Source organism: Variovorax sp. 10L426 (assembly GCF_056395305.1).
The window spans coordinates 1-20,942 of record NZ_JBFTJF010000005.1; the positions used below are offsets into that span (position 1 = coordinate 1).

General features: G+C 67.3%; 21 protein-coding genes. 16 read left to right on the forward strand and 5 right to left on the reverse strand.

Annotated features, from left to right (window positions below):
- Window positions 1-150: 150 nt before the first annotated feature.
- Window positions 151-942 carry a pentapeptide repeat-containing protein gene (locus AC1DHL_RS08490; protein WP_478161707.1) on the reverse strand — a complete coding sequence of 264 codons (792 nt, stop codon included), beginning with the start codon at window positions 940-942 and terminating at the stop codon, window positions 151-153.
- Between the two features lie 100 nt (window positions 943-1,042).
- Between AC1DHL_RS08490 and AC1DHL_RS08495 the strand changes: the two genes are divergently transcribed.
- The 8 genes from AC1DHL_RS08495 to fae all read left to right on the forward strand — a co-directional run bounded on the left by AC1DHL_RS08495 (window position 1,043) and on the right by fae (window position 8,176).
- Window positions 1,043-1,432, forward strand: coding sequence for a 4a-hydroxytetrahydrobiopterin dehydratase (locus AC1DHL_RS08495; RefSeq protein ID WP_478103983.1), 390 nt, complete (start codon window positions 1,043-1,045; stop codon window positions 1,430-1,432).
- Between the two features lie 165 nt (window positions 1,433-1,597).
- Window positions 1,598-2,638: a beta-ribofuranosylaminobenzene 5'-phosphate synthase family protein gene (locus AC1DHL_RS08500; protein WP_478161708.1), complete on the forward strand. Its 1,041-nt coding sequence runs from the start codon at window positions 1,598-1,600 to the stop codon at window positions 2,636-2,638.
- 21 nt (window positions 2,639-2,659) lie between these two features.
- Window positions 2,660-3,586 carry an NAD(P)-dependent methylenetetrahydromethanopterin dehydrogenase gene (locus AC1DHL_RS08505; RefSeq protein ID WP_478161709.1) on the forward strand — a complete coding sequence of 309 codons (927 nt, stop codon included), beginning with the start codon at window positions 2,660-2,662 and terminating at the stop codon, window positions 3,584-3,586.
- Entirely contained in the window at window positions 3,587-4,723 is a 1,137-nt protein-coding gene (locus AC1DHL_RS08510; protein WP_478161710.1) for an ATP-grasp domain-containing protein, read from the forward strand. It abuts the gene before it with no gap.
- Window positions 4,720-5,730 (forward strand): methenyltetrahydromethanopterin cyclohydrolase, encoded by a 1,011-nt coding sequence (gene mch / locus AC1DHL_RS08515; RefSeq protein WP_478161711.1) that lies wholly within the window; start codon window positions 4,720-4,722, stop codon window positions 5,728-5,730. The genes AC1DHL_RS08510 and mch overlap by 4 nt, the downstream gene beginning before the upstream one ends.
- On the forward strand, window positions 5,730-6,674 hold the full coding sequence (locus AC1DHL_RS08520; RefSeq protein WP_478161712.1) for an ATP-grasp domain-containing protein: 945 nt from the start codon (window positions 5,730-5,732) through the stop codon (window positions 6,672-6,674). Before mch ends, AC1DHL_RS08520 begins: the two co-directional genes overlap by 1 nt.
- Window positions 6,671-7,549, forward strand: a complete 879-nt coding sequence (locus tag AC1DHL_RS08525) for a triphosphoribosyl-dephospho-CoA synthase (protein ID WP_478161713.1) — start codon at window positions 6,671-6,673, stop codon at window positions 7,547-7,549. The genes AC1DHL_RS08520 and AC1DHL_RS08525 overlap by 4 nt, the downstream gene beginning before the upstream one ends.
- A 114-nt stretch (window positions 7,550-7,663) precedes the next feature.
- On the forward strand, window positions 7,664-8,176 hold the full coding sequence (gene fae, locus AC1DHL_RS08530; protein WP_478161714.1) for a formaldehyde-activating enzyme: 513 nt from the start codon (window positions 7,664-7,666) through the stop codon (window positions 8,174-8,176).
- 120 nt (window positions 8,177-8,296) lie between these two features.
- Here the strand turns inward: fae and AC1DHL_RS08535 are convergent, their stop codons facing one another.
- Window positions 8,297-8,719: a dihydroneopterin aldolase gene (locus tag AC1DHL_RS08535; protein ID WP_478161715.1), complete on the reverse strand. Its 423-nt coding sequence runs from the start codon at window positions 8,717-8,719 to the stop codon at window positions 8,297-8,299.
- Window positions 8,720-8,934: 215 nt separating this feature from the next.
- On the opposite strand from AC1DHL_RS08535, the gene AC1DHL_RS08540 reads away from it, so the two are divergent.
- Genes AC1DHL_RS08540 through AC1DHL_RS08560 form a run of 5 tightly spaced genes read left to right on the forward strand, consistent with a single transcriptional unit; the run spans window position 8,935 to window position 14,338 of the window.
- Window positions 8,935-11,049 carry a sigma-54-dependent Fis family transcriptional regulator gene (locus tag AC1DHL_RS08540; protein ID WP_478161716.1) on the forward strand — a complete coding sequence of 705 codons (2,115 nt, stop codon included), beginning with the start codon at window positions 8,935-8,937 and terminating at the stop codon, window positions 11,047-11,049.
- Window positions 10,973-11,644: a flavoprotein gene (locus tag AC1DHL_RS08545; RefSeq protein WP_478103996.1), complete on the forward strand. Its 672-nt coding sequence runs from the start codon at window positions 10,973-10,975 to the stop codon at window positions 11,642-11,644. The genes AC1DHL_RS08540 and AC1DHL_RS08545 overlap by 77 nt, the downstream gene beginning before the upstream one ends.
- The gene (locus AC1DHL_RS08550) at window positions 11,623-13,029 is read left to right on the forward strand and encodes a DUF6513 domain-containing protein (protein ID WP_478161717.1); all 1,407 of its coding nucleotides are present in this window, start codon (window positions 11,623-11,625) and stop codon (window positions 13,027-13,029) included. Before AC1DHL_RS08545 ends, AC1DHL_RS08550 begins: the two co-directional genes overlap by 22 nt.
- Window positions 13,026-13,619, forward strand: coding sequence for a DUF447 domain-containing protein (locus AC1DHL_RS08555; protein WP_478161718.1), 594 nt, complete (start codon window positions 13,026-13,028; stop codon window positions 13,617-13,619). Before AC1DHL_RS08550 ends, AC1DHL_RS08555 begins: the two co-directional genes overlap by 4 nt.
- Window positions 13,616-14,338, forward strand: coding sequence for a (5-formylfuran-3-yl)methyl phosphate synthase (locus tag AC1DHL_RS08560; protein WP_478161719.1), 723 nt, complete (start codon window positions 13,616-13,618; stop codon window positions 14,336-14,338). The genes AC1DHL_RS08555 and AC1DHL_RS08560 overlap by 4 nt, the downstream gene beginning before the upstream one ends.
- On the opposite strand, the gene AC1DHL_RS08565 is transcribed toward AC1DHL_RS08560, so the two are convergent.
- Genes AC1DHL_RS08565 through AC1DHL_RS08575 form a run of 3 tightly spaced genes read right to left on the reverse strand, consistent with a single transcriptional unit; the run spans window position 14,319 to window position 16,961 of the window.
- Complete coding sequence (locus tag AC1DHL_RS08565; protein ID WP_478161720.1) at window positions 14,319-14,918, reverse strand: amino acid kinase family protein; 600 nt, start codon at window positions 14,916-14,918, stop codon at window positions 14,319-14,321. The genes AC1DHL_RS08560 and AC1DHL_RS08565 overlap by 20 nt on opposite strands.
- Window positions 14,906-16,015 (reverse strand): hydantoinase/oxoprolinase family protein, encoded by a 1,110-nt coding sequence (locus AC1DHL_RS08570; RefSeq protein ID WP_478161721.1) that lies wholly within the window; start codon window positions 16,013-16,015, stop codon window positions 14,906-14,908. Before AC1DHL_RS08570 ends, AC1DHL_RS08565 begins: the two co-directional genes overlap by 13 nt.
- Window positions 16,002-16,961 (reverse strand): ATP-grasp domain-containing protein, encoded by a 960-nt coding sequence (locus AC1DHL_RS08575; RefSeq protein ID WP_478161722.1) that lies wholly within the window; start codon window positions 16,959-16,961, stop codon window positions 16,002-16,004. Before AC1DHL_RS08575 ends, AC1DHL_RS08570 begins: the two co-directional genes overlap by 14 nt.
- A gap of 35 nt (window positions 16,962-16,996) precedes the next feature.
- Here AC1DHL_RS08575 and AC1DHL_RS08580 point away from each other — a divergent pair, with 35 nt between their 5' ends.
- From AC1DHL_RS08580 to AC1DHL_RS08590, 3 genes are all read left to right on the forward strand, one after another.
- A complete protein-coding gene (locus AC1DHL_RS08580; RefSeq protein WP_478161723.1) occupies window positions 16,997-17,698 on the forward strand; it encodes a HisA/HisF-related TIM barrel protein in 702 nt (233 codons plus the stop codon).
- A gap of 212 nt (window positions 17,699-17,910) precedes the next feature.
- Window positions 17,911-19,230 carry a molybdopterin-binding domain-containing protein gene (locus AC1DHL_RS08585; protein WP_478161724.1) on the forward strand — a complete coding sequence of 440 codons (1,320 nt, stop codon included), beginning with the start codon at window positions 17,911-17,913 and terminating at the stop codon, window positions 19,228-19,230.
- Window positions 19,227-20,918, forward strand: coding sequence for a formylmethanofuran dehydrogenase subunit A (locus AC1DHL_RS08590; protein WP_478161725.1), 1,692 nt, complete (start codon window positions 19,227-19,229; stop codon window positions 20,916-20,918). The genes AC1DHL_RS08585 and AC1DHL_RS08590 overlap by 4 nt, the downstream gene beginning before the upstream one ends.
- Window positions 20,919-20,942 lie beyond the last annotated feature (24 nt).

The following is a 20,942-nucleotide window of genomic DNA, read 5'->3' on the forward strand; positions in this document are numbered from 1 at the left end:
GGCACGACAACCCGAAGGGAAGGTATGCCAGGACGGGCCACTCGGCGTTGCGCTCCTTGCATGTGCCAACGCACATGCGGCGTCGCGCGCCTTGATTGGCCCGTCCTGGCATACCTTCGCGACCCCGGAAGTAGTGTGAACAGGCCCTAGTCAACGAACGATCTTGTCGAGATTAGCCGCGCGGTCGAGTCCCTTGGCTTCGGCGAAACCCTTGACGTTGCGAAACACCGTCGCATCCAGATCGGCCTCGGTGAAATCGGCGCCGGTCACGTCGGCGTCCGTGAGGTCGGCGCCTCCGAGCTTGACGCGAAAGAAATTCGCGCCGCGGAGATTGCTGCCCTTGAGGTTGCAAAAAGTCATCAACGATCGGTTGAAGTCGGCGCCCGCCAGTGTCGCGCCGGCCAGGTTGGCGCTGGCGAGATCGGTTCGCATCTGTCCCATCCCCTGGTTCTTGATGTTGACGCCGACGACGGCATTGCTGAAGTTGGCCCCGGAGAGGTCCGCCCCAGGCAGGTCCGCGATCATCCGGACCCCGGTCATGTTGGCGCCCTTGAAGATCGGCATCTTCTTGACCTCGCCACCCAGGATGACCACCGAAAGCAGGCTCGCGCGGGTCAGGTTGGCCCCCGTGAAATCCGTGCCCATCAGCCAGGCACCGTTCAGGTTGGCGCCTTCCAATGCTGCGCCGCGGAAGTCGGACAGCACGAGCTTGCTGCCGAAGAAACTAGTGCCCCGCAAGTTGGCGTTGCGAAAGTCGAGCTTGCTCAGGTCGAGGTCCGAGAGGTCCTTGCCCGAAAGGTCCGCCGCCGTGGTTGGCGATGCGTTCTTCAGCGCGGCCCTGACTTGATCCACCGAAAGGTCCGCCGCCGCGGCGTTCATGGCGCCGGCCACAGCCAGCAACGTGGTCACGGTGGCGCTCGCGAAACCTGGGATGCGGCTCATTGGGACTCCTCTCTCGCCATCGCGGCTATCCACGGGTCAACGTACGCAGTGGTCCATGGCGCCATAGCATTCAATCATTGCCACTTTGAAAGAGACCGACATGACCAAATGGCGCAAGCAGTCCGCTTCCGAGGTGTTCACGCCCGAAGAAACCGTCGCACGGCTCGCCGAGGAGCTGCCGAAGTGGTACTTCGAGGACGGGTGGATTCGTCGCAAGTTCAAGACCAGCGGTTGGAAAGGCACGCTGATGGTGGTCAACACCGTGGGCCACCTCGCGGAAGCCGCCTGGCACCATCCGGATCTCACGGTGTCATACGCCTTCGTCACGGTGAAGCTGATGAACCATGCGGCCAAGGGCATCACCGAGAAGGACTTCGAACTCGCCAGGAAGATCGAGGAAGTCGTGATGTGGCAACCCGGCGCCGTGGAAGGCGCGGTGCTCGAGGGCACGCCGGACGATCCGCGTTTCAAGTACCTGAAGTACGACTGACCTGCGCGCGGGGACGTTGCGTGGTGACACAGTGTCCTCAACTCGATACAAGTCAGCGCGCGCTAGCGAAGACCGCGTATGAGGTCCCGCGAGAGAAGGTCAGCGGAACAGAGCTTGCTTTGCAAGCCTTGAACAACCATTGAACTTCATTACACCGAAAGCGCGATGGATCGCCCTCGAAACATTCCCGAAGCGAGCTTTGCCGACCGCCCGACGACCGTCGCGCTGCGTGCGCCCGGGCGTTTGCATCTCGGATTTCTCGACCCTGCCGCATCGCTGGGCCGGCGCTTTGGCAGCGTCGGGCTGATGATCAACGGCTTCGAAACAGAGGTCGAGATCAGCGCGTCGCCCCTCGACCAGATCACGGCGAGGGGGCCCGCGGAGCATGCCGAGATCGAGCGCGCGGCCGCGTGCCTGGGCCTGCTGCGAGCACACAGCGGTCGTGGCGAACCGCTGCACCTCCGCTTGCTGCAGGTCTTGCCCGCGCATGCTGGATTCGGCTCGGGGACGCAGTTGGCACTGGCGATCGGCCGGGCGTTCGCGCTGTGGCACGGCCTGAGCGTCCCCACGGCCGCGCTGGCGCAATGGCTGGGTCGTGGGCTGCGGTCGGGCATCGGCATTGCAGGATTCGACCATGGCGGGCTGATCGTCGACGGCGGCCCTGGTGCGAACGGCGCGCCTGCGGCTGTGTTGTCGCGTATTCCGCTGCCCGAAGCCTGGCGCGTGCTGATCGTGCAGGACAGCGCACAGAAGGGCTTGTCGGGCGACGACGAAAGACGGCGCATCGCCAGCTTGCCGCCATTGCCCCGAGCGCTCGCCGCCGACATCTGCCACCAGGTGCTGATGCGCGTGCTGCCGGGCGCCGCCACGGGCGACTTCGCGCCCTTCGCGGCAGGCGTCACGCGCGTCCAGCAGGTGCTGGGCGAGCATTTCGCGCCCGCGCAGGGTGGCCGTGTTTTCGCAAGTGAAGCAGTGGGTCGACTGCTCGGATGGGCGTTGCAGGCCGAGCACGTGGCCGCCATCGGCCAGAGCTCCTGGGGTCCGACCGGCTTCGCGATCCTCCCATCGCAGGCGCGCGCGGAAGCCGCGGTCGATGCCATGCTGTCGGCCAACCTCATCGCCCCATCGCTGACGCTGCGCGTTGTTTCCGGTCGCAACACCGGGGCCACGCTGCTCGATCGGCGTCTCGAAGTGCCCATGTCCTGAGTTCAACGCAGAGTCGTCTTCATGGAACGCCCCTACATCCTCCACATGTTCACACCGGGCCGGCAGATGAGCCCGTTCGACATCAACATGGCGGCCGACGCCGGCTACCAGATCGTCGTGCCGTACTGCGAGGTCGGCACCGACGGCGTTGCCGGGCTCACGCAGGACGCCATCTTCTCTCGCAGTCCGAAGGGCCTGCTGCGAACCGGCATCTTCATCGGCGGGCGCGACGTGCTGCAGGCCGCCGACATGCTCGATCGTGCGAAGGCGGCCATGTTCAAGCCCTTCGTCGTGTCGCTGATGGCGGACCCCAGCGGCGCCTACACGACCGCGGCTGCGATGGTGGCCTGCGTCGAGGCTGCGCTTGCCGGCCAGCATGCACAAGGCGCACAGGGCGCACAGGGCCTGGACGGCCGGCGCGTGGTCATCCTCGGTGGCACGGGGCCGGTGGGCCGCATTGCCGGTGTGATCGCGGCACAGTCGGGCGCGCAGGTATTTCTCTCCAGCCGCGGTGGCACCGATGCGGCCGAAGCGGCTGCGGGCGAGACCGGCAAGCGCTTCGGCGTCAGCCTGCGCGGCGTCGCGGGCGGCGATCAGGCCGCCGTGCGCGCATCGATCGCCGACGCCGACGTTCTGCTCGCCTGTGCGCCGGCAGGCGTCCAGGTTGTTTCGGCCGAGACGCTGACCTTCGCGAAGCAGCTCAAGGTCGCGGCCGATGTGAACGCGGTGCCGCCCGAGGGCATTGCCGGCGTCGGCGTGATGGACAACGCCAAGCCTTTGCCCGGCGCCGCGGCGGTGGGTGTCGGTGCATTGGCGATCGGCAACGTCAAATACCAGACGCAGCAACGGCTTCTGGTGCAGATGCATGAGGCCGAATCGCCCGTGGTGTTGAGTTTCAAGGAGGCATTTGCCACCGCTCGTGCCTTCATTGCCGAAAAGGCGGCTTGATTGATCCGACCGCCCGCCATGACAGCGCTGGCCGTGGTCTCCATCTCCGCGCGGATGCTGGCCGAAGCGGCCGTCGATGACGGCTTCGAGGTCGTGGCGCTCGATCTGTTCGGAGACGCGGACACCCGTCGTGCCTGCGCCGAGTGGCATTCGATCGGTGATCCGGCCAGCTTGAGCATCGATGGCGAACGGCTGCTGTCCGTGCTCGAAGGGCTCGCGCAGAGGGGTCGTGTCGCCGGCTGGATCGCCGGCTCAGGCTTCGAGGGCCGGCCCGATCTGCTGGAAACTGGCGCGGCGCTGTTGCCGCTGATCGGAACGCAGGCCGACGCCATGCGGCGCGTGCGGGACCCGCAGGCCTTCTTCGGATTCCTCGACGCGCGAGGGATCGCCCATCCGGCAGTGCGGGTGACTGCGCCCGAGGACGCAGTGGGCTGGCTCGTGAAGGATGCGCATGGCTGCGGCGGCTGGCACATTCGCCGGGCCACATCGCCCGACGTCTTGAGCGTCCATCAGTACTTCCAGCGCGAGAGCGCAGGCAGGCCCATGTCGGCGACATTCGTCGCGAATGGGCGCGATGCCTCGGTGCTCGGCTTCAATCAACTTATCGTGCGCCCCCTGGCGGGGCGGCCCTTCGTATATTGCGGTTCGGTGGGCCCGGTGCCATTGCCCCCAATCGCGGCGGACCAGGTCACCGCGGCGCTGCGCGCGCTGGTGTCGGCCTTCTCGCTGCGCGGTCTGGGCAGTGTGGACTTCATGCTCGATGGCGAAGCCGTCGACGTGCTCGAAGTCAATCCGCGTCCGCCGGCCAGCATGGCGCTCTACGGTCCTGGCATGGTGGCTGCGCATGTGCGTGCCTGTGTGCAGGGCGAGTTGCCGGAAAGTCCTGCGCAGGCGAACGGCCTCGTTCGCGGCACCGAAGTCGTCTTCGCACCGCGTCGGCTTTGGCTGGACGAGCCCGCCACGCAGCGTCTTGCGGCGCGCCCCGGCTGCCATGACCTGCCGATCGCCGCAACGGCCTTCGAAGCCGGCGATCCCTTGTGCAGCGTGAGTGCGAGCGGTGCGAACGCCGAGCACGTGCGCGAGTTGCTGCAGCGCGGCTGCGAGGCCGTGCATCAATCCCTGGAGATCTCCGCATGACGGACGCAACGGCGACACCACCCCTGGCCGCATGCAAGCTCAGCGTGAACGCGCTCGCCCGACCGCTCGTCGAGCGGCTGCTTGCCAATGCCGATGCGCTCGGCGTGCGAGTGCGCCGCGACGAGGGTGGTCCCTTCATCGTCGACGCGGGCATTGCAGCGGGCGGAAGCGTCGCGGCGGGCCTGCGGGTGGGCGAGATCTGCATGGGCGGCCTCGGCCAGATCGTCCTGCGCCCCGATGGACTGGAAGGCTGGCCCACCTGGATCGAAGTGCACAGCGCGCAACCGGTGCTGGCCTGCCTGGGCAGCCAGTACGCCGGGTGGAGCCTCGCGGCCAGCAAGGAGGAAACGGGGGGCAAGAAGTTCTTCTCGCTCGGTTCCGGCCCGGCGCGCGCGCTGGCGGCCAAGGAAACGCTCTTCGATGAACTCGGCTATCGCGATCATGCGGATGCGGGCGTGCTCGTGATGGAGGTCGACCGGCCGCCGCCGCAGGTGATCATCGACAAGCTGCTGCGCGACTGCCATTTGAGCGCGGAGCGGCTGACCCTGATCCTCACGCCGACGACCAGCCTCGCCGGCACCACGCAGGTGGTGACGCGCGTGCTGGAGGTCGCGCTGCACAAGGCGCACCAGCTGGGCTTCGACCTCGGCAGCATCGTGGGCGGCGCGGGCTCGGCGCCATTGCCGGCGCCCAGCCCCGACGGCGTCGAGGCCATGGGACGCACCAACGACGCGATCCTCTACGGGGGGCGCGTCCACCTCACCGTGCGTGGCGACGATGCAGCGGCGCGTGAGCTTGCCAGGCAGTTGCCCTCGCGCAACTCGAGCGACCACGGTCGTTCGTTCGCCGACATCTTCAAGGCAGCGGAATACGACTTCTACAAGATCGACGGCGCCTTGTTCGCGCCGGCCGAGGTGTGGGTCAGCAATCTCGACAGCGGCCACACCTGGCACGCCGGCGGCCTGGACATGCCGTTGCTGCTCGGCCTGTGGCGGCAGGAGGCGTGATGGCCTTCACGGTGGCCATCATGACGGACGAGACCGGCTGGCACACGCGCCGGCTCCAGGCGGCGCTGCGGGCGCGAGGCTGCGTCGGTCGCTGCGTCGATCTGGCGGACTGCCGGATCGACACGACGGCCGCCTGGCACGGCCTGGTCATCCCCGGCTTCGGTCGCGATCTGCCCGACGCGGCGCTCGTGCGCGGCATCGCGAGCGGAACCTTCGAGCAGGTCACGAAGCGGCTCGGCGTGCTGCATGCGCTGCGCGAACTCGGCGTGCCCGTCTACAACGACGCCCGGGCGATCGAACGCAGCGTCGACAAGTCGATGACCAGTCTGCTGCTGCACGCCGCGCGCATCGCATCGCCGCCGACCTGGGCGACCGAATCGCTCGCACACGCGCAGCGCATCGCGATCCGCGAAGGCGCGGCCGGCCACGCGCTGGTGCTCAAGCCGCTGTTCGGTTCGCAGGGCAAGGGCCTGCAGTTGGTGGGCCAGGTGGATGGCGTTCATCACCCGCTGCCGAATATCGAGGCCACGTACGGATCGCTTGCCTACTTGCAGCGCTTCATTCCGGCGCTGACGACGCCCGGCTTCGATTGGCGGGTGCTGGTGGTCGGAGGCAGGGCGGTCACCGCGATGCGGCGGGTGAGCAGTCACTGGATCCACAACGTCGCGCAGGGCGCGCGCTGCGAACCGGCTGAACTTTCGCCAGAACTCGCTGAACCGGCTGAAGGTGCTGCGCTGGCGCTGGGCATGGACTACGCCGGCGTGGACCTGATGCCGTCGAGGCGCGGCATCCAGGTGATCGAAGTCAACGGCGTCGCCGCCTGGCAGGGCCTGCAGCGCGTGACCCACTTCGACATCGCCCGCAGCATCGTCGACGACCTGCTCGATCGCAAGCTGGCCAGCGCCCGGGCCGGCGCGCGGTCGACGATGCCGCGCCAAGCATGAACACGATCGACCGAGCCAGGGCGTGCTTCCTGCGCGCCTGCGAGCTCGATGTGGCTGTGCGCAAGCCGGGCAACGTCAGCCGCGCATCTGCCGGGCATGGCATGACAGCCGAGAGCTTTATCGCCAGCGCGAAGGCCGCGGCCGGGCCGCTGTTCGAGCCCGGGGCATCGGTGGGCGAGCGGATCGAGGCTGCGGTGGATGCGACATGGGCGGTCGCCGGCTGCAACACCAACCTGGGCATCGTGCTGCTGTGCGCGCCCATCGCACGGGCTGTGGATCTGCGGCCCGACGCCACGGCGCCGACAGCCTTGCGAGAGGCCATCGAATCCGTGCTGGGCGCACTCGACTTGTCCGATGCACAGGCGGCCTTCCGCGCCATCGCCCGCGCCCGCCCGGGCGGCCTGGGCACGGCGCCGGACGAAGACGTCAGGCGCGCGCCCAGTGTCGACCTGCGCGCGGCCATGGCGCTCGCGGCACACCGGGACAGCATCGCGCGCCAGTACCGCGACGGCTACGGCATGCTGTTCGACCTGGGGTTGCCGACGCTCGGAACCGGGTTCTCGCTGATGGCGCCGTCGGCCAACGGCGCGCCGGATGCCGGCACCGTCGCTGCGGTCCAGCGGCTCTATCTGGCGCTGCTGGGCAGCGTTGCCGATTCACACATTGTTCGAATTCATGGCGAGGCGGTGGCACACATTGTCATGACTGCGGCGCAGGGATGGCGGGTGCGCGCGCGCTGCGAGGGGGGGCTCGATGGCGATCCTCAATTCGCAGCCTGGGACGCCTCGCTCAAGGCAGACGGGATCAACCCGGGAACCACGGCCGATTTGACGGTCGCCGCGTTGCTGATCGCGGGTCTGACAGGCTCGCAGTGACTTGCCGTCGCGCAGGCCGGGACGGGTGGCACGGAACGTGATATCTGATGGATTGCGCCGGCCGGCAGGCCGGCGTCCCTTTGGCCCAGAACGCAATCCAGGAGACTAAAAACCATGGCAAAAATTGATCGCATGATGGTCGGCGAGTCACTCGTCGGTGAGGGCAATGAAGTGGCTCACATCGATCTGATCATCGGGCCGCGCGGCAGCCCTGCCGAAACAGCGTTCGCGAATGCACTGACCAACCAGAAGGACGGTTTCACCTGTCTGCTGGCCGTCGTTGCACCGAACCTGCTGACCAAGCCCGCGACCGTGCTCTTCAACAAGGTCACGATCAAGGGCGCCAAGCAGGCCGTGCAGATGTTCGGTCCGGCCCAGCGTGCCGTGGCCATGGCCGTGGCCGACTGTGTCGAAGACGGCACCATCCCTGCCGCCGAAGCCGACAACCTGTTCATCTGCTGCGGCGTCTTCATCCACTGGCTGGCCGACGACGACACGAAGATCCAGGACTACAACTACCAGGCCGTGAAGGAATCGATCCAGCGCGCCGTCGCCGGTTCGCCCACGGCCGCCGAAGTCGTCGCCAAGAAGGGCAGCGTAGCCCACCCATTCGCAGCGCATACTTGACTCGCCCCCAGGTTGCCCGCACTTCGTGTCGGGCGCCCACCCCCTGCCGGGGGCAACACCAGCGGCCCGGCGGAGCCGGTTCCGCGGTGTTTCTGGCATGGCGGCGGGGTTGTCGGTGCTTTATCTAGGTACCATGCCGGCGCCGATCAAACGCAGGACTGCGCCTGCGCGGGAGGGGTGTTCCTTGGGTAGCGGCGCCCGGCGCTCGATCTGCACGCCGACGGCGGCCACATCGCTGAACTTCTTCGGCTTGACGACCTTGACGCGGACCCAGATCGCGCCGAATTCGTGGATCACGATGTCAGCGATCGCTTCGGCAAAGGCCTCGAGCAACTTCAGTTCGTGCTCGGCCAACAGGCGGCGCAGTCGCGCGCAGACGGCCGCGTAGTCGATGGTGTCCGCAATGCGGTCGGTGTCGCAGGCCCGCGAGCGGGCCAGTCCCGCATGCACGTCGATGACCAGAGGCTGTGTGCGGTGCAACTCGCTCTCATGAATGCCAATGACGGTATGGCCGACGAAGCCTTCGATGAAGATCACGTCCATGGCGCTCAGATCCGCCAATGGGGGCTGCGCAACCACGGGCGCGGAACTTGCCGGATGCTGCTCGGAAGTCAAAGTGCTCCTTCGCGTGTGGGGTCCATGCTGTCGCAAAAAGTATCTTTGCGCACTGTGAACTCACGCTGCAAAATGCGGGCCATACAGACAGTGCGTTTCAGGCACCGCGCATCCGGTGGGCCGGTCGCACATGGAGACAATCGATGGCGCTGACTCTTCGAAAGAGCGCGAAGCCGGCAGATCCCCACGCGGATCGTGTGCTGGGCATCGTGCGCGGCGGATTCCAGGACCAGACCACCGACGTGGTGATGCGCTCCTGGATCCGTTGTCTGGACCAGTACCACCTGCGGCCGGACAAGCCGCACGACCCGAACGTGATCGGGCGCGCGCCACTCGAGGAGCGGCGCACGCGTCACGCAGGCGTGATCGAGTGCGCGCGGTACGAGATGACCACGCTCTACCAGCAGCTGGCCGACAGCGAGATCGCAGTGTTGTTGACCGACACCGACGGCGTGATCCTGCACATGGTGGCGTCGCCCGAGTTCGCTGCCGAAGTCGGGCCGCTGGGCTTGCGTGCCGGTGGCGTCTGGAGCGAAACCGAGGCAGGCACCAATGGCATGGGAACCTGCCTGGCTGCGGCCGGCCCGGTGACCGTGTGCCGCGACGATCACTTCTTCACGCAGTTCACGCAGCTCACCTGTTCGGCCGTCCCGGTGTTCGACCCATTGGGCAACATCGTCGCGGCGCTCGACGTGACGAGCCGTTCCAGCCTGATGCAGCAGCATCTGCTGGTCCTGTTGTCCATGACGGCGCGGATGATCGAGAACCGGCTGATCGATCGAGAGTTCCGCAACGCCCATCCGCTGCATTTCCACAGCCGCCCGGAGTTTGTCTACACACTGCACGAAGGCAAGCTCGCGGTGGACGACGACGGGCGCATTCTTGCCGCCAATCGCAGCGCCATGTTCCAACTCGGCTTGCAGACGATGGACCAGATCCGATCGCGACGCATCGAAGACCTGTTCCAGACGTCCCTCGCCGACATGCTGCAGCGAAGCGCCTCGTCATCGTTCCACCCGGTCGTGACCTACGGGACCGACGCGGCGCTGCGTTTCTTCGCGGTGGCGCGACGCCCGGCCTCGGTCGCGGACGCGGTGGCGGCCTCGTTGCCATCTTCGTCATCGTCGTCATCGCCGTCACCGGGCGACTTGTCGATTCCAACGATCTCTCGCGTCAAGGCGCGGCCGACGCCGGTGCTGCGCAGCGTGTCGACCGAGTGCACCTTCGAAGACCCGCGCCTTGCCGAACAACTGGCCATCGGCCGGCGGGTGATCGCCCGCGGTACGCCGGTGCTGGTGTGCGGCGAAACCGGTTCGGGCAAGGAGGTCTTCGCCCACGCGCTGCATGACGGCAGCCCGCGGGCGGGAGGGCCGTTCGTGGCGATCAATTGCGCGAGCCTGCCCGAGGCGCTCATCGAATCCGAGCTCTTCGGCTATTGCGCCGGTGCGTTCACCGGCGCACAGCGCTCCGGGCGCCGCGGCAAGGTCCTGCAGGCGGACGGCGGCACGCTGTTCCTCGACGAAATCGCCGACATGCCGCTCGAACTGCAATCGCGGCTCCTGCGCGTGCTCGACGAGCGTCGTGTCACGCCGCTGGGCACCGAAGAAAGCCATGCGGTCGACTTCCAGTTGATCAGCGCCAGCCATCGTCACCTGCCGGGCATGGTGCGTGAAGGCCGGTTCCGGGAAGACCTCTACTACCGGCTCGCAGGCGTCGAAGTGCAATTGCCGGCGTTGCGCGAGCGCAGCGACAAGCTCGAACTGATTCGCGCGCTGCTGACTGCCGAAGGCGGTCCCGACGCATCGCTGAGTGCCGAGGCCGAGCGGCTGTTGATGGCGCACCAGTGGCCCGGCAACATCCGTCAGTTGAGGCACGTCCTGCGCACCGCGGCGGCGCTGGCCGATGGAAGGCCGGTCACCCGCATCCACCTTCCTGCGATGGCGGTCAACCTCCAATCGACACGTGACGGTGAGCCGTTGCTCGGGATGAATACCGAGCGGGTCGACATGTCGGTGCCTGCCGCGACATCAGCCGCCGTGCCGGGCTCGGCGCGCGAGGTGCACGGCGACAGCGCGCCCGGCAGCGCCAAGCTCAACCTCATCCAGGCCAACGAGCGGCAGTTGCTGCTGCAGATGCTCGAGCAGTACCGCTGGAATGTGAGCAACGTCGCCAAGGCGCTGGATGTCAGCCGGAACACGCTCTACCGCAAGATCCACAAGCTCCAGATCGAGGTCTCCCATCCCGAGCAAGAATCCTGATGCGCCCGACGACGCGGCGCCGGCCGAGCATGCCGAGCCGCGTTCCCGTTTCGCCTGGTGCGTGACCGGGTCCGGCCACTTTCTCGACGAGGCGATGGCGCTTGCTGCGCGACTGCCGAACGTCGACCTGTTTCTCTCCGCTGCCGGCGAGGAAGTCCTGGAGATCTACCGGCTGCACCTCGATGATCTGAAGTTGCGCTTTCGCATCTTTCGCGACAAGACGGCCAGCGGCGTGCCCGTGGGCATGCTGTACGAGGACATCTATCACACCGTTGTCGTCGCGCCGGCCACCAGCAACACCGTGGCCAAGTGCGCCTACGGCATCAGCGATTCGCTGCCGACCAACATGTTCGCGCAGGCCGGCAAGCGGGGCATACCGGGCATCGTGTTTGCATGCGACACCGAGCCGGTGGTCGTGACCCGCTCGCCGCACGATTGGGTCACGCTGCGGCCGAGGCGGATCGAACTGGACAACGTGGAGCGCCTGCGCGGGATCGATTTCTGCCGGGTCGTCACCTCGCCGGCCGAACTTGAAGCCGCTCTCGACGTCCGACTGAAGGAAATCTCTCGCGCATGGAACACATCCTCTTCCTGACCGGACACCTCGCGCAGCCGAGTCTGGAGCGGGTGCTGGCCGGCATCGATGCCGCCCCGTTCACGTGGGAAGTGCGAGACCTCGGTTTGCAGGTTGCCGGGCTGATGACGGCGGACATGATCCGCCGCCGGGTGCCGCTGCAGGAGGGCGTCGATCGCATCGTCGTGCCGGGGCGCTGTCGTGGCGACATGGAGGCGTTGTCTCGACACTTCGGCGTTCCGGTGCAGCGCGGTCCCGAGGAGGTGAAGGACCTGCCGCTTTTCTTCGATCGCGCCGCCAAGGCCATCATGGTGGACGAATACGAGGTCGCGATCTTTGCCGAGATCGTCGATGCGCCGCGACTGACCGTGCCGGAGATCGTCGCGCGCGCCGGGCGCCTGAGGGCCGATGGCGCCAACGTCATCGACCTGGGCTGCCTGCCTGAGACGCCATTCGATCGCCTTGAGGAAGCCGTCCAGGCGCTGAAAGCCGGGGGGTTCCAGGTCAGCGTCGATTCGGTCGACACCGCCGAGCTGCTGCGCGGCGGCCGCGCGGGCGCCGACTACCTGCTCAGCCTGACGCTGGACACCTTGTGGGTGGCAGAGGAGGTCGCATCCACCCCGATCCTGATCCCTCGCGTCCCCAGCGACGAGGCCTCGCTGCACGAGGCGGTCGAAGCCATGCAGCGGCGGGGCAGGGCGTTCCTCGCCGATTCGATCCTCGACCCGATCCCGTTCGGCCTGACGAAATCGATCGTGCGTTATCACCGGCTGCGCGAGCGCTTTCCCGAGGTGCCGATCATGATGGGCGTGGGCAACCTGACCGAATTGACGGAGGCGGACACCAGCGGCATCAACGCCTTGCTGTTCGGAATCTGCGCCGAGCTCGACGTCGCTGCCGTGTTGACCACGCAAGTCAGCAACCACGCCCGTCGCGCGGTGAAGGAGGCCGACTGGGCGCGCCGCATCATGTACGCGGCGCGCCACCACGGCACGCTGCCCAAGGGCTTGAGCGATGCGCTGATGACGGTGCATGCCAAACGCCCGTTTCTCGATACGCCCGAAGAGATCGCGGCCACTGCGGCGCAAGTGCGCGATCCGAACTTCCGCGTGCAGGTGTCTGCGAGCGGCCTGCATGTCTACAACCGCGACGGGTTGCGCAGGGGGCTGGGCGCGTTCGAGCTGTGGCCGCAACTCGGCCTCGAAGCCGACGCGGCGCACGCCTTCTACATGGGCGTGGAACTGGCACACGCCGAGATCGCCCACAAGCTCGGCAAGCGCTATGTGCAGGATCAGCCATTGGACTGGGGGTGCGCCGTGGATCGCAACGCCGAAGACCTCGATGCATGGTGCGCGCCGGGCACGACGAGGGCCCCTCGCAAGACGACCGAAGAGCCCTTCAAATGAACGACGTCATCTTCGAAACCGTCGTGACCACCGTTGCACCCAACGGAAAGCCGCATGTCGCGCCGATGGGCGTGCGCTACCGCGGCGAGCATGTGGTGCTGATGCCGTTCAAGCCTTCGACCACCTACGACAACATCTGCGCGACCGGTTGTGCGGTGCTCAACATCGTGACGGACACCCGCGTCTTCGCCGGCTGCGTGACCGGCCGCCGCGATTGGCCGACGCAGCCGGCAGAGAAGATCGCAGGTGTTCGCCTGGGCAGCGCCTTGAGCCACGTCGAATTGAGGTTGGCCGAACGGATCGACGACGTGGAGCGTCCGGTGCTGCACATGATGCGGGTGCACGAGGTCATCCATTCGAGCTTCGCCGGCTTCAACCGCGCGCAGGCGGCCGTGATCGAGGGGGCTGTGCTGGTGAGCCGTCTGCACATGCTGCCGCCGCAGAAGGTGGACAGTGAAATGGCCTATCTGAAGATTGCCATCGATAAGACGGCCGGCCCCAATGAGCGTGAAGCATGGCGCTGGCTGGTCGACGCAGTGCAAAGCCATCGCGCCCGGGCCGCCGATGTCATGCAGGGACCATCGTCATGAAACTGCTCGTCAGCGTTCGAAGCGTCGAAGAAGCCTTGCTGGCTGCGGAAGGGGGAGCCGACTTCATCGATCTCAAGGAACCAGGCCATGGTGCGTTGGGCGGCCTGCCGATCGCCACCATTCGCGAGATCGTGGGTGCACTGCGCGGGCACGCCAGCGGCCTGGCGATCAGCGCCACCATCGGCGACGTGGCGATGCACGAGGCTGAACGTATTGCCGCATGCGTCGATGCGGTCGGTGCGTGCGGCGTCGACTATGTGAAGGTTGGGATCGAGCGCGTGCCGCAGGCGCATACAGTACTCGGCGCGCTCGCCGCCAGCGACTGGCCCATCGTGCCGGTGTTCATCGCCGACAAGGGATTGGAGTTCGCCGATGTCGCACATTCCTGCGCCTTGGGGTTTCCGGGCGTGATGGCCGACACCTTCGACAAACGTGCCGGCAGCCTGTTCGACGCGGTGCCGATGGACGATTTGCGCCGCTTCATCGCCGCGGTGCGCGCGACCGGGACGATGGTCGGCCTGGCGGGCGCGCTGCGCGCGACGCATGAACCCTTGTTGCGCGCGCTCGCGCCCGACTTCGCAGGCTTCCGCACGGCCGTGTGCGCGGGCGACCGAAGCTCGGCGCTCGACCCTCAGCGCTTGCATTCATTGGTCGCACTGATGCACAACCGTGAGCCGCCGAAGCAGCCGGCCCATCCCATCATTCATCGTCGAACCTGACCTGACCCAGGAGCAATGCACGAACGCGCGCCACCTCGTTGCAGTGAACGACGTCGATCGGAAAGGCCGCACCGTCCGACAGTTCCCCGAAAGACCGATCGACCACGCCCGCCTCGCCCAACTGGATCAGGCTCAACCTCGGGTCGATCTCGCACGACTTGACCAGCACGAGGCGCTCCGCATTGAGGCGATGGGCGAGATCGAGCGCAATGCTGTCGGAGGTGAACTCCCAGTTCGTCTGGGCGGTCGACCGGCTGCGTTGCAGTTCGAGGGGCAGCCAGAGTGCCGTGTGTCCCTTGTGCAGCACACGGTGGATGTCCGACCGGGTGCGCGTGAGCTGCAATGCGGGATTCAGGCCGTGCATCAGGTAGGCGGTCTGCGCCATCGCGAGGATCGCCATGTTGTGCGCGCTGAGGTCGCTGAAGCGCCAATGCGCCTGGGCGCGCCTCACTTCGTCGCCGAAGGCGCCGCCACCGCAGACGACGATCACGCGACCCCCGCCGCATTCGGCCAGCAGGTCCAGCCATGCCGGCAGCAGCGGATTTGCGTTCAGGCTTCCGCCGATCTTCACGATCCACATACGGTGGGGTCCATGTCGAAGAGCGTTGCGACGGCGACGCACGGCGCGCACACCTGGGCCCACGCCTGCACTGCGGCGCGGCCGGTGCCGGTGTCCGCCCTTGCACGTGCGACGTCGCGACCGTACGCGACGTGACGGTGCGCGGGCCATGGCTCGGCCGTGCCCGCCCATGCGCTTGCCACCACATCGCTCACCAGGAAGTCGCCGCATCCGGCGCTGACGATCACCGCGTCCTGCGGCAGCTCGTGCGCTTCCATCACGCGGCGCATCTCACCGCCCAGAACGCCAACCTGCAGTGCTCGCCAGGACAGCGCAAAGTGCAGCCAATCGTCGGGCGAGGCATCTCGCCGATCGAGGCCGATCATCCGGGCCAGCCGCTGCCGGGTGGCGTCCAGGTCCTTGCTGGCGTTGTCGGCGCTCGGGTGCAGATCATGGGCAGGGTTCAGTTCACCGGTCAGGCGGTAGACGTCGGCGCTGGTCGCGAAAAACTCGTTCATCACGTTGTGCGGCGTCCCACGCCAATCGATGCGCTGCGCCACTGCGCAAAGCGGCGTGCGCACCACGCCGTGGTAGACCAGCTCGCCACTGGCCAGGCGCTGCGCGTCGGTGCGGTTGGCGGTGAGGATGCGGCTGTCCTTGAACGCGATCAGGTCGGATGTCGTGCTGCCGATGTCCACCAGCAAGCCGGTGCCGATGCTCAGTGCGGCGTGGCGTGCTGTCGCGAGCCAGTTGGCCGACGCGATGGCGTTCCAGAGGTCTGGCACCTCGGCATCGCGGCACCAGCCGGCGTCCCCGGCGAAGAATTGCGGCGCCGGCAGTGCACGCGCCAGCTCCGACGCGATCCTTCGCACGCCATCTTCACGGTCGGCGAACAGGTCGACCATCTCGCCGGTCATCGTCACGGCGTGCTGCGCCGCCGCCAGCCCATCCCATCGCTGGCGCGCCGAATGGAGCACGGCATCGAGCCGGTCCATGCCCAGCCACAGGGGGCAGGGCCATTGCGCCACGTCGAGCACTTCGCCGCCTTGCAGAAGGCAGGCCTTTGCGTGCGCACCGCCGATGTCCCAGCCGATCACGGTGCGTTCAGACATGCGCATGCACCGCCTTTGAAACCCGCTCGCCATTGCGGGTGGCGATCACCTCGGCAGCCAGGTTGCGCCCCAGCGCGCGCGACAGGTCAACGTAGGCGCTGGTCACGCGCGGGTTGATCTCGATCACCACGGGGCCGCGTCGTTCATGCCACACGAGGTCGATGCCGACGAAGCCGCGCAGACCAGGAACGGCCCGGTGCACGCGCGCGGCCAGGGCGCCGAGCTTCGCGGCGCGTGGATCGGTGAGCGGCATTGCATTCACGTCGACGCTGCGAAACGACAGGAGGCCCTGCGCATCGATGTCCAGGTGCTGGCGGTTGATGCTCAGCAGTTCGTATCCCTTCGGGCCGCACAGCAGCGACAGGCTGAGTGCGACGCCCTCGACCCACGGCTCGATCGCCATGGCGCGGCCGGCACGCGAGCGCGTCGACCAGTCTTCCATCGCCAATTCCTGATCGTGATGCAGGCGGGTTTCGACGGCCCCGGCACCGTCGTCCGGCTTGACCACCCAGCGCGTGGTTTCCGGCTCATGCTCGAAGGCCAAGGGCGTGGCAATGCCCGCTTCGGCCAGCGTCGTCAATGTCATGCGCTTGCGCGTCGCGAGTTCGATCGCCGGGGCATCGCAGCCCAGCCAGCGTTCCGGATCGACGCATTGCTGCAAGCGCGCCAGCAGTCCGTCGGTTTCGGGCGCGACCACCCACGAGAGATCGTGCGTGTTGGCTTGGCGCCGGACGAATTCGAAGGCTGGTTCGCCGTTGCGCGGCGTGACCGGCCGGGCGGGTTCCGGCACGCGCGACGCCGCCGTGCAGGTCGCGACCGACAGGTCAAGGTTTCCAAGGCGAAGCAAGTCGGCCATGATGGCATTGCGCATGGACTGGCCCATCGCCAGAAGTTCGCCGGGGGCCATCTCCCCGCCGCCGCTCAGGTACTCGTACACAAAGATCCGTTTCATCGCTCCACCTGTCTCCCCCTTTTTGTTCGCTCGACATGAACCTCATTCCCGTCATCGACCTCATGCAGGGTCAAGTGGTGCGTGCCGTGCGCGGCAACCGCCAGTCGTATCGGCCCATCGAGTCGCGGCTGTGCAACAGCAGCGATCCGGTGACGGTGGCGAAGATCCTGTGCGAGCACTGCGCCACGCGGCAGCTGTACGTGGCCGACCTTGACGCCTTGCTCGGACGCCCCGGCCAGTCTGCGGTCTTGCGCACGCTGCTGCAAGCCATGCCCGGGCTCGAACTGTGGCTCGATGCCGGCTTTGCCAACGCACACGCGGCTGATGCGCTCCGGCTGGAACTCGGCGCCGCGAGCGAACAGGTCGTCCCGGTCTTCGGCAGCGAATCGCTGGCGTCGCGCGAAGAGCTCGAGCGCTGCTTCGACGGTGAAGGGGACGGCGTGCTGTCGCTGGATCGCCGCGATGGCCAGCATCTGGACGTCGCGGGTTGCTGGGACGCGCCCGCCCTGTGGCCCCGGCGCGTGATCGTCATGACGCTCGAACGCGTCGGCGCGGGTGCGGGCCCCGACCTGGAGACGCTGGCCGATGTGCGTCGCAAATCGCCCACGACCTTCGTCGTCGGGGCCGGCGGCATCCGCAACCAGAGTGACCTGCAGGCAGCCAGCGACGCCGGCGCCGGTGCCTGGCTGGTGGCCAGCGCGCTGCATGACGGCGGGCTGCCCCGCGTGGGCGGCTGAGCCAAACCAGAGTGGGTTCGCATCATGGATGTTGCCGCATCACGTTTCGTGCCAACGCGATACTGTTGCGCCGCGGGCCTGCGAGCGTGCGCTCAGGCCAGAACTGCAACACGGCGCGCCACACAGTGTTTCACTTCTGAAGGACGTCCGTTCGCACCGGGGAGGGCATCGGCGTGGCGTGCAGTGGCACATCGCTTGCGTGAAGCAGCGCGATGACCGAATCTTTGCTGGCGACGGAAGGCGGTGCGGTGCGCTGGACCTGCCCTTTCTGTCTGTTGCTTTGCGACAACCTGAGCGTCCGGGCCAGCGCAACCACAACGCTGGAACTGGCCGATGGCGAGTGCGCCAGCGCGCGCATCGGCCTGGCGCAGTTTTCGGGCACGCCCTCTGCGGCAACACCCATGGTCGACGGGCAAGCTGTCGATCTGGCCGATGCGGTCGCTGCCGCTTCCCGCATCCTGGCGGCGAGCCGGCAACCGCTCTTCGGCGGCCTGGGTACCGATGTGGCGGGCGGGCGCGCCGTCTACCGTCTGGCCTGCGAGACGGGCGCGATCTGCGACCCCGCAGGCGGCGAGGCGCTGATGCATGCCGTGCGATCGCTGCAGGATCGCGGCGCCTTCACCACCACGCTGGCCGAAGTGCGAACCCGCGCCGACCTCATCGTTTGCCTCGGCGAACTGCCTGGCGGCGAAGCTGCCGAATTCTTTGCGCGTTGCGGTTTGGGGGAGGAAGGCCTGGTGCCGCAGCGACACGTGGTGCTATTGGGGGATGAGGCATCCGACCCGGCGGCCTTGGCGGCCTTGGCGGCCTTGGCGGCGCTCGCCAGTCACGGTGGCGTCACGACCGAGTCGGTCCCCCTGCACGGCGACCTGTTCTCGACCGTGGCATTGCTGTCGGCGCTTCTGGCCCGACGTGCCGTGCGCGACGTCCCTTCGCTGCTCGCTGCATTGGCCGAGCGCTTGCTCGCCGCACGCTACGCGGTGATCGTCGGCCAAACGGGCCAGCTACCGGCGCAAGGCGCGTTGATCATCGAAGGCGTCCATCGGATCGTCGGTACGCTGAACACCACCACGCGCGCGGCTGCGATGTGGCTCGGTGGCGGCAACGGCGCGGGCACGGTGAACCAGGTATTCACCTGGCTCTCGGGGTTGCCCTTGCGCTCGCGTGCCGGCCCGGTGGGGCTGGAGCACGAACCGCTGTGCTTCGATGCCGTGCGCCTCCTGGCCGACGCGGCTGTGGACAGTTTGCTGTGGATTTCGAGCTTCGACGCCACATGTGCGCCGCCCGCGACACAGGCGCCGCTCGTTGTGCTGGGGCACCCCGCCCTTGGTCCCTCGGCCGCGCGCGTCGGGAGCGTCTTCATTCCGGTATCGACACCGGGTATCGGATCGGCCGGCCATCTCTTTCGGGCCGACGGCGGCGCGGTGCTGCCGCTGGTCCCGGTCTATCGCGACACCTTGCCGACGGTGGCCGACGTGCTCGGCAGCATCGCGCAGGGCGTCTCGGCGTTGCGCGTGAAAGCCAGCCCATGAGCAGCCTGCGCCTTCGCGGCGGTCGGCTCATCGATCCGACCCAAGCCACCGACACCGTGCGCGACCTGTGCGTGCTGGATGGCCGCATTGCAACGCTCGACACGCGCGATCCGGTCGATGCCGAGATCGACGCAAGCGGCTGCGTCGTGATGGCGGGCGGCATCGACATGCACACGCACATCGGCGGCGGCAAGATCAACCTCGCGCGCCTGCTGATGCCCGAGGACCATCGGGCCAACGGCAATCCGATCGCACTCCCGGGCAATTCGCTCGAACTGGCGTCGTGCGGCGGCTGTGCGCCCGGCACGCTGGCCACGGGCTACCGCTATGTGGAGATGGGCTACACCGCGGCCTTCGAGCCGGCCATGATCGCGAGCAATGCACGCCAGGCGCACATGGAGATGGGCGACACGCCGATCCTCGACCACGGCGCCTACGTGATGCTCGGCAATGACGAGCTGTTTCTCGAACTGCTTTCCAAGGGCGGCGAGGCCGGGCATACGTTCGAGGCCATCCGCGACTACATGGGCTGGACGATGCACGCCACCAAGGCAATGGGCGTCAAGGTGGTCAATCCTGCAGGCATTTCCGCCTTCAAGTTCAACCAGCGCAAGCTGGACGTCGACGAGCGCCATGTCCACTGGCAGGTCACGCCGCGTCAGGTGGTTCATACGTTGGCGCGGGCTCTCCGCGAACTCGGCGTGCCGCACCCGCTGCACATCCACGGCAGCAATCTGGGCGTGGCCGGCAACATTGAATCGACGCTCCAGACCATCCAGGCGCTGGAGGGCTTGCCCGCGCACCTGACGCATGTCCAGTTCCACGCCTACGGCACGGAAGGGCCGAAGAAGTTTTCATCCGCGGCACTGCAACTCGCCGAGGCCGTCAATGCCAACCCGAACGTCAGCATCGATGTCGGACAGATCATGTTCGGCCAGACCGTCACGGCCTCGGCCGACTCGATGCGCCAGCATGCCCAATCCGGACTCGCCAGCCCGCGCAAGTGGGTCGGCAGCGACATCGAGTGCGAGGCCGGTTGCGGTGTCGTTCCGTTCAAGTACCGCGAGCAGAGCTATGTGAACGCATTGCAGTGGGTCATCGGGCTGGAGATCTTCCTGCTCGTCAAAGACCCGTGGCGGGTGGTGCTGACCACCGACCATCCCAACGGCGGACCGTTCACCAGCTACCCGCACCTGATCCGCCTGCTGATGGATCGCACCTTCCGCGAGGAACAACTGGCCAGGCTGCATCCGGACGTGGCGGCGAATTGCGCGTTGCGCTCGATCACGCGCGAGCTGACGCTGCGCGAGATCGCCATCATGACCCGCGCCGCGCCGGCAAGGCTGCTGGGTCTGCGCGACCGCGGCCACCTGGGCGTGGGGGCGGCCGCGGACATCGCGGTGTACCGCGAGCAGGCCGACCGCGAAGCCATGTTCTCCGCGCCCGAGTACGTCTTCAAGGACGGTGCGCTCGTGGCACGGGGAGGGCGCGTCACCGCGGTGCCGGTCGGCGGCACCCACTTCGTCGAGCCGGACTTTGACCGCGGCATCGAGAAGACCTTGCGCCGGCATCTCGCGGCGCGCGGCTCGGTGAACTTCGACCACATCGCGATCGGCCACGACGAGCTGTGCCGTTGCTGCAACGGCGGGCGCCTGCTGCCGGCGGCGTGTTTCAAGGGTGTGTCATGAGCGCCGCGCCGGACCGCTCCAAGC